The organism is Mumia zhuanghuii (assembly GCF_042681565.1).
In the GTDB taxonomy this organism is placed as follows: domain Bacteria; phylum Actinomycetota; class Actinomycetes; order Propionibacteriales; family Nocardioidaceae; genus Mumia.
In genome coordinates this window covers 622,018-634,424 of sequence record NZ_JBHUFT010000001.1, presented here as the reverse complement: position 1 = coordinate 634,424, position 12,407 = coordinate 622,018, and the positions used below count along the sequence as shown (strand labels likewise).

Annotated in this window: 9 protein-coding genes and 1 pseudogene; 3 read left to right on the top strand and 7 right to left on the bottom strand. The window is 69.9% G+C overall.

What is annotated here, in order from left to right; translation table 11 throughout:
- Positions 1-2 precede the first annotated feature (2 nt).
- The 3 genes from ACFSDF_RS03065 to ACFSDF_RS03055 are packed head-to-tail and all read right to left on the bottom strand — an operon-like array spanning position 3 to position 2,714.
- Positions 3-683, bottom strand: coding sequence for an SIMPL domain-containing protein (locus ACFSDF_RS03065; RefSeq protein ID WP_167001325.1), 681 nt, complete (start codon positions 681-683; stop codon positions 3-5).
- 22 nt (positions 684-705) lie between these two features.
- On the bottom strand, positions 706-1,272 hold the full coding sequence (locus tag ACFSDF_RS03060) for a GNAT family N-acetyltransferase (protein WP_208322836.1): 567 nt from the start codon (positions 1,270-1,272) through the stop codon (positions 706-708).
- Positions 1,269-2,714 (bottom strand): NAD(P)/FAD-dependent oxidoreductase, encoded by a 1,446-nt coding sequence (locus ACFSDF_RS03055; RefSeq protein ID WP_167001324.1) that lies wholly within the window; start codon positions 2,712-2,714, stop codon positions 1,269-1,271. Before ACFSDF_RS03055 ends, ACFSDF_RS03060 begins: the two co-directional genes overlap by 4 nt.
- Positions 2,715-2,810: 96 nt before the next feature.
- On the opposite strand from ACFSDF_RS03055, the gene lpdA reads away from it, so the two are divergent.
- Positions 2,811-4,223 (top strand): dihydrolipoyl dehydrogenase, encoded by a 1,413-nt coding sequence (gene lpdA / locus ACFSDF_RS03050; protein WP_377156092.1) that lies wholly within the window; start codon positions 2,811-2,813, stop codon positions 4,221-4,223.
- Between the two features lie 75 nt (positions 4,224-4,298).
- Here the strand turns inward: lpdA and ACFSDF_RS03045 are convergent, their stop codons facing one another.
- Positions 4,299-5,795, bottom strand: a complete 1,497-nt coding sequence (locus tag ACFSDF_RS03045; RefSeq protein WP_377156090.1) for an LVIVD repeat-containing protein — start codon at positions 5,793-5,795, stop codon at positions 4,299-4,301.
- A 113-nt stretch (positions 5,796-5,908) separates the two neighbouring features.
- Between ACFSDF_RS03045 and ACFSDF_RS03040 the strand changes: the two genes are divergently transcribed.
- Positions 5,909-6,601, top strand: a complete 693-nt coding sequence (locus tag ACFSDF_RS03040) for a DUF305 domain-containing protein (protein ID WP_167249237.1) — start codon at positions 5,909-5,911, stop codon at positions 6,599-6,601.
- 9 nt (positions 6,602-6,610) lie between these two features.
- Here ACFSDF_RS03040 and ACFSDF_RS03035 read toward each other — a convergent pair whose 3' ends face one another.
- The 3 genes from ACFSDF_RS03035 to ACFSDF_RS03025 form a co-directional block, all read right to left on the bottom strand.
- A complete protein-coding gene (locus ACFSDF_RS03035) occupies positions 6,611-7,750 on the bottom strand; it encodes a hypothetical protein (RefSeq protein ID WP_377156088.1) in 1,140 nt (379 codons plus the stop codon).
- An 89-nt stretch (positions 7,751-7,839) separates the two neighbouring features.
- Positions 7,840-10,428 (bottom strand): ATP-dependent chaperone ClpB, encoded by a 2,589-nt coding sequence (clpB, locus tag ACFSDF_RS03030; RefSeq protein ID WP_167001320.1) that lies wholly within the window; start codon positions 10,426-10,428, stop codon positions 7,840-7,842.
- A 104-nt stretch (positions 10,429-10,532) separates the two neighbouring features.
- On the bottom strand, positions 10,533-12,341 hold the full coding sequence (locus ACFSDF_RS03025) for an acyltransferase family protein (RefSeq protein WP_377156085.1): 1,809 nt from the start codon (positions 12,339-12,341) through the stop codon (positions 10,533-10,535).
- Between ACFSDF_RS03025 and ACFSDF_RS03020 the strand changes: the two are divergent.
- Positions 12,283-12,402 (top strand): annotated as a pseudogene (locus ACFSDF_RS03020) (twin-arginine translocation signal domain-containing protein); the annotation flags it as partial. The gene ACFSDF_RS03025 and the pseudogene ACFSDF_RS03020 sit on opposite strands and share 59 nt — an antisense overlap.
- Positions 12,403-12,407: the final 5 nt, after the last annotated feature.

Here is a 12,407-nt window from a genome sequence, read left to right as displayed (position 1 = left end):
GATCAGATCGTCGCGCCGGCCTCGAAGTCGGCCGTGACGACGGCGGTGACGTCGATGTCGTCGGGCTGCAGCTCGAAGCCGCCGCCGTTGCCGCCGCCCCCGGCGGCGGCGCGCATCGCCACGCCCGGGCCAGGAGCGCCACCGCTCCCGATGTGGGGTCGCAGCCCGTCCTCGTACAGGGCGGTCAGGCGGACGGGGCCGAGCCCCAGCGCGTCCGCGTAGGCCTGCGCACGCGTGACGGCATCGAGTGCGGCGGCCGCCCGTACCTCTGCGACGACGCGGTCGCGGTGTGCCTCGGTCAGCGCCCAGTCGATCGACCGGATCGTGACACCGGGCTCCAGCGACACCGCGCCGACCCAGGACGAGAGTGCCGCGAAGTCGGCGAACTTCACGTGGATCGCCGCATTCGTACGGAAGCGCCGGACCTTGATCTGGTCCTCGTGAGCGCTGGGCTTGATCCACTCGTCGTACGGGAAGGCGGCGACCTGGTCGGCGCCCCACCATGTCGCGGCACCGCCGGCGACCGCATCCTTGGCCTGCTCGACCAGCGAGGCATGGGCCTGCTCGGAGCGCGCCACCACGTCGGCGCGACGCTCTCCGGCGAAGCTCACGAGCACCTGGACGGTGCCGCGTTCGGCGGGGTGGCTCTGGGTGGCACGACCGGCGACGGTGATACGAGGCATGGCCGCACCCTAGCCGTACGAGTCAGGTGCGAGGCGGCTCGTCGCTGAGGATCCGCTGGAACAGCAGGTGGTCCTGCCAGCGGCCGGCGATGAACAGGTAGTCGCGCGCCTGACCGATGTGCGCGAACCCGGTACGCCGCAGGACGGCCTGCGACGCCTCGTTGTGGAGCAGCGTCGCGGCCTGGACCTGGTGGAGACCGAGGCCACGGGCGTGGTCGCAGACCGCGTCGACGGCCCTGGTCATCAGCCCGCGGCCAGTGTGCGCCGAGCCCAGCCAGTAGCCGAGGTGGCCGTTCCGGTAGGCCCCGGCGACGACGTCGTTGAGGTTGAGCGAACCGGCGACCGCGCCGTCGTCGGCAACGATCAGCGTCGTGATGCTGCGACCGGCAGCGTCGTCGGCCGTCCGGGCGACGAGTCGCTCACGCTCTGCAGCGTCGGTGAAGTAGCCGTCAGGCCTGACGGGCTCCCACGGCGCGAGATGCGTGCGGTCGCCCCGTGCCGCCGCCGCCAGCGCGGGAGCGTCGTCGGGTGTCGCTCGGCGCAGGACATACCCGTCCGTCAGCGCGACGTGCAACGGCGCGGCGCTCACGCGGTGCGGTCCGCGGACTCCTCGACGCGCTCGGGCGCCTTCTCGTCGGCCGGCCCGGCCGCCAGCTCCTCCGGCTTCGGCGCAGGCTCGACCCCAGGCACCTCGGCTGGCACAACCGTCTCGGTCAGCACCCCGACCGGCGTGCTGAGGACGGCCCTCGGCGGCGCATGCCGCGCGATGACCGGCGGCGTCTCGCCGACGATCGCGTTGTGGCCGCCCTTCCAGAAGATGTAGCGCGAGCCCAGGTTGATCATCGTCGCGAGCCGGTTGCGGTTGCCCAGCAGGAAGTACAGGTGGATGAGGATCCACGTCACCCAGGCAGCGAAGCCCGTGAGCTTGCCGAAAGGCCTGAGCTCGGCCACGGCGGAGCTGCGGCCGATGGTCGCCATCGTGCCCTTGTCGACGTACCGGAACGGCTTGTGCTCCTGGCCCTTGAGCCGCTTCTTGATGTCCTTCGCGATGTACTTGCCACCCTGGAGCGCCGGCTGCGCGAGCTGCGGCAGCGCCCGGTCGCCGTCCTCGACGGCGATGTCGCCCACGGCGTACACGTTGTCCAGACCCTGGACCCGCAGGTGATCGTCGACCATGATGCGGCGCCCACGCCCGAGGGGGACGCCCCAGTTCGCGATGATCGGGTGCGTCGTGATGCCGGAGGCCCAGATGACCATGTCCGCCGGGATGAACTCACCGTCGTTCACGACGACCCCGTCGGGTCGGACCTCCTTCACCGACGTCTCCAGACGAAGGTCGACGCCACGTTTCTCGAGCGACTTCTTCGTGTAGTTGCGCAGCTTCGGCGCGAACGGGCCGAGCACGTGCGGCGCCATCTCGACGAGCGTGATGTGGATGCGCTCGTTGTCGATCTCCGGGTAGGTCACCGGCATGTCGACGTTGCGCATCTCAGCCAGCGCGCCCGCCGTCTCGACACCGGTCGGGCCGCCGCCGACGACAATCGCCCGGAAGTCGGTGTTCTGGCCGTTGACCGCGGCGTCCTCGAGGATCTCGAACATCCGGTCGCGCACCGCCAGCGCCTGGGAGCGCTTGTAGAGCGGCAGCGAGAACTCCTCCGCCCCGGGGATGCCGAAGAAGTTCGCGGTGACGCCCGAGGCGATGATCAGGTAGTCGTACGAGAGCGTCAGACCGCCGTCGAGGCTGATCGTGCGGGTCGAGTGCTCCATCGAGACGACCGTGCCCTTGAGGAAACGTACGTTGTCCTGCTTCGCGCGGATCGAGCGGAGGAACCACGTGATGTCGCCGGGATTGAGCGTTGCCGTCGCGACTTGGTACAGCAGGGGCTGGAACGTGTTGTAGGTGTGCCGGTCAACCAGCGTCACGTCCACGTCGGCCTTGCCGAGCGCTCGCACCGCCGCGACGCCACCGAAGCCACCGCCGACGACGACGACGTGAGGTCGCGGGCGCGGCAATACCTGCGTTTCTTCCATGACTTCGAGCGTACGCCGCGGTTTCACCTGGCGCGGATGAGGGCAGAATCGCCGACCGCTCCGACGTGATCTGTCTCACCTCCCTACGATTGAGGCATGAGCGATCACTTCGACGTCGTCGTCCTTGGCGCCGGACCGGGCGGCTACGTCGCCGCGATCCGTGCCGCACAGCTGGGCAAGTCCGTGGCTGTCATCGAGCCCAAGTACTGGGGAGGTGTCTGCCTCAACGTCGGATGCATCCCGAGCAAGTCGCTCCTGCGCAACGCCGAGCTGGCGCACCTCATCCAGCACGAGGCCGAGTCCGTCTTCGGCATCGGCGTGGGTGAGGTCACCCTCGACTACGGCAAGGCCTACTCGCGCAGCCGTGAGGTCGCCGACGGCCGCGTCAAGGGCGTCCACTTCCTGATGAAGAAGAACAAGATCACCGAGATCCACGGCACCGGAGCCTTCACCGGTCCCCAGTCGATCGCGGTGTCCCTCAACGACGGCGGGACGCAGGAGGTCACCTTCGACTCCTGCATCATCGCCACGGGGTCCTACACCCGACTGCTCCCGGGCACGCAGCTGTCCGACCGCGTCGTCACGTACGAGGAGCAGATCCTCGCCGACAGCCTGCCCGAGTCGATCATCGTCGCCGGCGCCGGCGCGATCGGCGTCGAGTTCGCGTACGTCCTCAACTCGTACGGCGTGAAGGTCACCATCGTCGAGTTCCTCGACCGCGCCGTCCCCAACGAGGACGCGGACGTGTCCAAGGAGCTCACGAAGGCCTACAAGAAGCTCGGCATCGAGATCCTCACCTCGACCCGCGTCGACGCGATCGACGACTCCGGCGACAAGGTGAAGGTCACTGTCACCCGCGATCCCGAGGGCAACGCCAAGGAGGAGGTCCTCGAAGCCGACAAGGTCCTCCAGGCGATCGGCTTCGCTCCGCGCAGCGAGGGCATCGGGCTCGACAAGGCGGGCGTGACGGTGTCGCCGCGCGGCGCGATCGAGATCGACGAGTACATGCGGACCAACGTCGACGGCATCTATGCGATCGGTGACGTCACGGCCAAGCTCATGCTCGCCCACGTCGCAGAGGCGCAGGGGATCGTGGCGGCCGAGATGATCGGTGGCGTCGAGACGTTCCCGCTCGACTACGTGATGATGCCGCGCGCGACCTTCTGCCACCCGCAGATCGCGTCGTTCGGCTACACCGAGGCGCAGGCCAAGGAGAAGGGCTTCGACGTCAAGGTCGACAAGTTCCCCTTCACGGCCAACGGCAAGGCCCCGGGTCTCGCCGACACGGCCGGCTTCGTGAAGCTCGTGACGGACAAGACCTACAACGAGCTGCTGGGTGCCCACCTCGTCGGCCCGGAGGTCACCGAGATGCTCGGCGAGCTCACGCTGGCGCAGCGCTGGGACCTCACGGCCGACGAGGTCGCCCGCAACGTGCACGCGCACCCGACGCTGTCCGAGGCCGTGCAGGAGGTCATCCACGGCGCAGCGGGCCACATGATCAACCTCTGACGCTGAAAGACCCGGCGTTCCGACCAGATGCTGGCCGGAACGCCGGGTCCTTTCGTCGGGTCGTACGTCAGGCGATCAGTGCCTGCCGCCGTGGCCGTGGCCACGCGAGAACGACGGCTGCGACTGCGGGTTGAGCTCGTCGTACTTGTAGCCCTTCGCACCCGCCAGCCTGCGGTCCTTGACCCCGAACACGTCGAAGCCCTTCTGGATGTCGTTCGAGTAGATGTAGCCGTTGTAGTAGTACGCCGACCACGATCCACCGAGGATCAGCCGCTCCGCCGAGAGCGGGCCGCGGTCGAACCACGCCAGCTCCTTCGGGTTGGCCGAGTCGGTGAAGTCCCACACCGAGATCCCGCCCTGGTACCAGGCCTGGACCATGATGTCCTTGCCCTTGATCGGGATGAGGGACCCGTTGTGCGCCACACAGTTCTCGGTGTTGGCCTGGGTCCGCGGGATCTTGAAGTAGCTCTTGAACTCGAGCTTCTTGGCCTTGGTGATGTCGTAGATCGCGTCCGCGCCCTTGACGTCGCCGACGGTCGGGTTGCAGGTCGGGCCACCGCCGCCGCCGAGCTCGTCGGTGAAGACGACCTTGGTGCCGGCGTTGTTGAACGTCGCCGAGTGCCAGAACGCGAAGTTGGTCGTGTCGCGGACCTGCTCGATGACCTTCGGCTTCTCACGGTCCTTGATGTCGAACAGCACGCCGTCACCCATGCAGGCGCCCGCGGCGATGTCCTTCGACGGGTACGCCGTGATGTCGTGGCAGCCCGACGTCGTCGACGAGTAGCCGCCGGGCGGGTTGCCGCCGTCGGGGAACACCACCGGCTCAGCGACGACTGCGGCTGCGGCCGGGTTCTTGACCGGGATCTTCACGATGCTGATCAGGTCGTGCGGCGGCTGGCAGTCGGGGAACGCGACGTTCGGCGAGTACGACGAGACGTACGCATAGAGGTTCTTCTTGTCCTTCGACGGCGCGAGCGTGTGCGTGTGCGATCCGCATTTCGTCTCGACCGACGCGACGTACTTCGGCGACGCGGGCTTGCTGATGTCGAAGACCTTCAGGCCCTCCCACGACTCCTTCACCGACGCCGACTGGCCGATGTTGTCGCAGGAAGCGTTGCTGCGGCTCGAGTCGGTGCTCAGGATCAGCAGGTTGCCGCTCACCGAGATGTCGTTCTGGGAGCCCGGACAGACGACCTGCGCGACCTGCGTGGGGCGGCTGCCCTTCTTGATGTCGTACACGGTGAAGCCGTTGTAGTTGCCTGCGTAGGCGTAGTTGCCCTTGAACGCCAGGTCGGTGCTGAACGCCGCCTCCTCGGCGAAGGCGCCGTTCTTGGGGATGTTCGCGAGCAGCTTCATGTTCGGGCTGGAGGCCGTCTCACCGACGCCGAGCTCGGTGTCGGCGTCATCGACGGCGGCCAGACGCTGAGCGGCCACCGGTGCGGGCGACTCGCTCCCGTCATCGGGGACGCCGATGGAGGGCGCTGCCCCTGCCAGGGTGCTGACGACGAGCGCCGCGGCGCCGGCGGTCACGGCGAGGGCGCGGGGTAGTCGATCACGACGCGTGGGTCTCATGCGGAGGACCTTCCTGGAAGATGTTGATCGAAGCATTGCGCCAAATGCCTAACTCCGCAACGCTTCGTAGGTCGCAATGAGTCGTCGAAGGGAACATCTCCGTGGTAGATCGCGTGCGTGGTTCGGTCGTCGTCAGGCTCTCCGCCCTCGCTCTCGGCACGGCGCTCCTGGCCTCGTGCTCCGGTGACGGCGACGCCGACGGGGCGGACGCGACGGATCCGCCACCGGCCCAGAGCACGGTCATCCAACCGGGTCTTCCAGGGGAGTCGAACCGAACGCTCGCGCCGAGCGACTACCCCGACTCGACGTCCTACAACAAGGCCGACGTCGAGTTCGTGACCGGCATGATCGCGCACCACCTGCAGGCGATCGAGATGACCGAGCTCGCGAAGACCCGAGCCGAGGACGCGAGCGTCCGGAGCCTCGCCGACCGCATCTCCGCGTCACAGGGCCCCGAGATCCACGCGATGGCCGCCTGGTTGGAGGTCCGCGAGCTGCCGGTCCCCGAGGGCGCGTCCGGACACGGAGGGCACGGCGGTCACGGGGGCACGACCGCGATGCGCGACCCTTCCCACGGGATGCTCACCGAGGAGGAGATGGAGGAGCTCGCCGACGCCGACGGCGCCGCGTTCGACCGTCTCTTCCTGCGCGGGATGATCCAGCACCACGAGGGCGCGGTGGCGATGTCCGACAGCGCGCAGACCGAGGGCGCGGACCTGATGGCCAGCGAGATGGCGGCCGACATCGCGTCGGGCCAGGGCGCCGAGATCGCGCGGATGCAGGCGCTGCTGGACCAGGTCAGCTGACCCGTACGGTCAGCGACCCACCCGTAGCCACGCGGTGACCTCGCGCCGCCACACGAGCATGACGCACGCGACCTGGGCGACGAGCCAGACCAGGCCGAGCGGCGCGAGGGCCACCGACGCCACCATGCTGAGGCCGGCGACGACGGTGAAGACGATGCGCGCCGCCGGCTTGCGCACCAGCAGCGTCAGTGCCGACACGGCTCCGGCGACCGCGAGGACGCCGAGCGTGAGCGAGATCAGGAACATGTCGCGGGCATAGCCCTGCGGGTCGTCCCCGACGAGCTGCTGCACCTCCGACTCGGAGAACATCGGCGGGTTCGTCAGCATGTCGACGTACTGGGACGGCGACACGAGGTAGATCAGCGCGTTGAGGCCGAACACCGCGGCGACGATGCCCGACAGCACGGTCGCGGTGACGGCCGCGGTGATCAGCGGACGGGGGCGCGGGAGCTGCCCGGGGCGGCCGTACGGCGTCTGCTGGCCGTACGGCGCGGGCGGCTGGCCGTACGGGGCCACGGGCGGCTGCTGCTGCGCGGGGCCGGGGAACGGGTGCTGGTACGAGCCGGGGCCGGCGGCGTACGGGCGTGGCGACGGCGGGGGCTGCGAGGCCTCCGAACCGGGCTCGGGCGCACGCACGGGCGGCGTGGTCGTCGTGTGCACGGGACGAGGCGCGGGCGCTTCGCGCGGCGAGGTCGCCGCGTTTGCGGGCTCGATCTCCCGTCCGGCGAACCAGGCACGGGACTCCGCACTCCACAGGAACACGACGACCATCACGCCGAGCATGGCGGGGATGATCCCCGTGGCACCCGTCGACGCGAACGTCACGGTCGACAGGAGAGAGGAGACCGTGAGCCCGATGCGCGCACCCTTGTGACGCTTGGCGGTCCAGACCGCGAGGACGATCGACGTCGTCGCGAGCGCGCCGGCGGCCATGAGGATCACCCGCAGCCAGCTGAGCGCCTGGTCCACGGTGAGCGTCCCAGTGATGGGAGAGGCGTCGAGCGTGCGCTCCACCTGCTCGCGGACCTCGAGCGAGCCCCAGCCCGACAGGGTCGTCAACACGCTGATCAGGACCAGGACGGACGCCACCCCCGCCGTGAGGCAGGCCATCATCACCTTTTGCGGACGGGCGGTCGTCGGGTTCGCCATGGGGTCATCCCATCACGGGAGTGGTGGTGCGCGGTGAGCCTGGTCCCACCCCTTTGGTCGTGGTGGGACCTGGCTCACCGCTGCCGGCGTCATGCAGCGCCGACGGTCAGGCCTTCCTTGGTCGGGTCGACATCGACGACGACCTCGTCACCGTCGCGTACGTCGCCCGCGAGCAGCTCACGCGCGAGCTGGTCGCCGATCGCCTGCTGGATGAGGCGACGCAGCGGGCGGGCACCATAGGCCGGGTCGAAACCGGTCGTCGCGAGCCACGACTTGGCCTCGTCGGTGACCCGAAGGCGGATCCGGCGCGACTCCAGTCGGTGAGCCAGCGCCTCGATCTGCAGGTCGACGATGCGGGTCAGGTCCTCGACCGACAGCGCGTCGAACATGACGACCTCGTCGAGCCGGTTGAGGAACTCCGGCCGGAACGACGCCCGTACGACCTCCATGACCTTCTCGCGCTTCTGCGCCTCCTCGAGCGCAGGGTCGGCCAGGTAGACCGAGCCCAGGTTCGAGGTGAGGATCAAGATGACGTTGCGGAAGTCGACCGTACGCCCCTGCCCGTCGGTCAGGCGCCCGTCGTCGAGCACCTGGAGCAGGAGGTCGAAGACCTCGGGGTGGGCCTTCTCGACCTCGTCGAGCAGCACGACGCTGTACGGGCGCCGGCGCACCGCCTCCGTGAGCTGACCGCCCTCGTCGTACCCGACGTAGCCCGGAGGGGCCCCGACGAGCCGTGAGACGGAGTGCTTCTCGGAGTACTCGCTCATGTCGATGCGGACCATCGCCCGCTCGTCGTCGAACAGGAACTCCGCGAGTGCCTTGGCCAGCTCGGTCTTGCCGACACCGGTCGGGCCGAGGAACAGGAACGAGCCCGTCGGCCGGTTCGGATCGGCGATGCCCGCGCGCGAGCGGCGTACGGCGTCGGAGACCGCCTTGACCGCCTCGGTCTGGCCGATCAGCCGGTTGCCGAGCTCATCCTCCATGCGCAGCAGCTTGCCGGTCTCGCCCTCGAGCAGACGGCCCGTCGGGATGCCGGTCCACGCCGCGATCACCTCGGCGATCTCGTCGGGCCCGACCTGGTCGTTGACCATCTTCTCCTCGGGCTCGGCTGTCTCGTCGGCCTCCGCCGACTCGAGCTGCTTCTCCAGCGCCGGGATCTCGGCGTAGTTGAGCCGTGCGGCCGTCTCGAGGTCGCCGGCGTTCTGCGCCCGCTCGGCCTCGCGCCGCTTCTCGTCGATCTGCTGCTTGATCTCGCCGACCTCGTTGAGCCCGGAGCGCTCACGCTCCCAACGGGCCTCGAGCCCACGCAGCTGCTCCTGGGCGTCGGCGAGCTCGGCGCGGAGCTTCTCGAGGCGCTCGCGACTGCCCTCGTCGGTTTCCTTCTCGAGGTGGAGCTCCTCCATCAGCATCCGGTCGACCGAGCGCCGGAGCGTGTCGATCTCGATCGGGTTGGAGTCGATCTCCATGCGCAGGCGGCTGCTTGCCTCGTCGACGAGGTCGATCGCCTTGTCGGGAAGCTGGCGGCCCGAGATGTAGCGGTCGGACAGTGCCGCCGCCGCGACCAGCGCCGCGTCAGAGATCTCCACCTTGTGGTGCGCCTCGTACGTCTCCTTGAGGCCGCGCAGGATCGCGATGGTGTCCTCGACGCTCGGCTCGTCGACCAGCACCTGCTGGAAGCGCCGCTCGAGCGCAGGGTCCTTCTCGATGTTCTCGCGGTACTCGTCGAGCGTCGTCGCGCCGACCATCCGCAGCTCGCCGCGGGCCAGCATCGGCTTGAGCATGTTGCCGGCATCCATCGCGGAGTCGCCGGTCGCGCCGGCGCCGACGACGGTGTGGAGCTCGTCGATGAACGTGATGATCTGGCCGTCGGAGTCCTTGATCTCCTGCAGGACGGCCTTGAGCCGTTCCTCGAACTCGCCGCGGTACTTCGCGCCGGCGACCATCGCGCCGAGGTCGAGCGAGATCAGGCGCCTGCCCTGCAGCGAGGTCGGGACGTCACCCGCGACGATCCGCTGGGCCAGGCCCTCGACGACGGCGGTCTTGCCGACGCCCGGCTCGCCGATCAGCACGGGGTTGTTCTTGGTACGGCGGGTCAGCACCTGGACCGTACGACGGATCTCGGCATCGCGGCCGATCACCGGGTCGAGCTTGCCCTCGCGGGCGGCCTCGGTGAGGTCGACGCCGTACTTCTCGAGTGCCTGGTAGGTGTCCTCCGCGTCCTGGCTCGTCACCTTGGCGGAGCCTCGTACGGTCTGGAACGCACCACGGAGCGCCTCGGCGTTCGCGCCGACACTGTCGAGCACCTCGCGGGCCTTCGACTGCACCGTCGCGAGCCCGACCATGAGGTGCTCGGTCGAGACGTACTCGTCGCCGAGCTCACCGGCCAGGTCCTGGGCGCGCTGCAGCACCTCGAGCGTGGCGCGCGCGTACGACGGCGTGGCGACGCTCTGACCTGCTGCGGAGGGCAGGCTCGCGATCGCCTCTTTCGTACGGCTGCGCGCGACGGCCGGATCGGCACCCGCGGCCTGCAGGAGCGGGACGGCGGTGCCGCCGTCGGCGTCGAGCAGTGCGTCGAGCAGGTGCAACGGGTCGACCGCAGGGTTGCCGGCGGCGGCGGCGGCCTGGATCGCGGCCGCAAGCGCCTGCTGGCTCCGGGTCGTGAGCTTGGAAGCGTCCATGTATCTCCCCTGGTTCTCCTGATACGTCAAAGGTCACCAGAATCAACGCTCAGAAACTTGAGTCGATTCCGCTCAACTCTACTCCCGGGGACGAGACGGGCGGATCAGCAGTCGCCGAGGGCGCTGCGGAGGGTGCGGGTGTAGACGCGGGCGCCCTCCGCGTTCGGGTGGACCCGGTCGGTCGCGAGCACGTTCTCGGCGCGCGACGCCGCACGCTGCCAGTCGACGAGGGTCGCGTTGTCGTTGTCCGCGGCGACCCGCCGTACGGCCGACGACGCGGGCCGCTGCCACGAGCGTCCCGGGACGTGCGGCGAGACCAGCAGCACCTGCTTGTCACGAAGCTGCCGCCTGACCAGGCGCTGGAGGTCCTTCCGGTCGATGACCCCGTTGGTGCCCGTGCCGATGACCACGACCTTCCCGAGCTCTCCGCGCGCCGCCGCCCTGCGCACCGCGCGCGCGACGTCGCCGTACTGCCAGCCGACCTCGGCCGTCGCGTCGAGGCGCGGCATCGCCTTGACGAGCGCAGGCGCGGCAGCGATGAGGACGGAGTCGCCGAACGCGCTCACCCGTACGGTCTTGCCGACGGTCCGGCAGGTCGCACCGAGGGCGGAGGCGGCCGCCTTGGGGGCCTGCTCCACCACCGGGTCGGCAGCGTGCGCCAGAACCTTCTGGCCGCGCAGCAGGCTCGCCTGGAGCGCGCTACGGTCCGGCGCGGTCCCCACGGCGAAGGCCGCCCCCGCGACCACCACGCACGCGGTCCCGAGCGTGACGACCCAGCGGTGGCGCGGGTGGCGGCGCTCGACGACGAGCCAGCCCACGGGCGCCACCCACCGGCGGAGGGTGAGCACGATGCCGTCCTCCCGCATGGGCGTCTCGACATACCGGTACGACAGCTCCGCCGCCGCCCCCGCGAGGAGCACCGCGACCATGCCCGCCGCCACCGCGTGCTCCGGTGCCGCGAGCCGCGTGGCGAAGACGATGAGCGGCCAGTGCCAGAGGTAGAGCCCGTACGAGCGCGAACCCAGCCACCGCATCGGCGGGATGGAGAGCAGGGTCGCCAACGGGGTCGGGTTGGCTGCGGCCAGCACGAGCGCGAGCGCCGCGACGCTGGCGACGAGCAGCCCCCCGCGGTACGGCCAGGCGCTCGACCAGGTCACCGACGCGGCGTACCAGGCGATCACGACCAGCCCCGCCACCCCGATCCAGGTGATCACCGCGCGCTTGGCAGGGCTCGTCGCAGACCCGTCGGTGCGGAGCAGGTGCGGGAGGCGGGTGAGCGCGAGCGCGGCGCCGATCAAGAGGCCGAAGACGTGCGTGTCGGTGCCCACGTACGAACGCGTCGGGTCCGCCGGGTCGTACAGGACGCTCATCAGGACCACCGAGGCGAGCGCGAGCGCCACGACGACGACCGCGAGCCGGCGGCGCGCGAGGAGGAGCAGCCCGACGGCGAGCAGCAGCGGCCACAGGAGGTAGAACTGCTCCTCGATCGCCAGCGACCACAGGTGGTTGAGGACGGACGGCTCCCCCTGCTCCGCGTACGCCCACCCGCCGGCGACCTGCACCCAGTTGGCCGTCCACGTCAGCCCGCCGAGCACCTGCGCGCGCAGTCCGGCGCCGGTGTCGCGGCCGACCGCCAGCGTGAGCGCCGCGACCACGACGATCATCAGCGTCGCCGCGGGGACGAGCCGGCGCGCGCGTCGCGTCCAGAACGCGGGGAGGTCGAAGCGCATCTGGCTCGAGGCGTCCTCGAGGAGGACGGCGGTGATGAGGAACCCGCTGAGGACGAAGAACACGTCGACGCCGACGTAGCCGCCAGGCATCTCCGACGGCGCGACGTGGAAGGCGACGACGAGAATGACGGCGAGGGCACGGACGCCGTCCAGACCGGGCGCCGTGACGCGGCGCGGGGACATGCGGGACTTCCTCCGAGACGTGACAGCGGGGGCGGGCGCCGCGGGGAGCGGCCCTCGGCCCCGCTC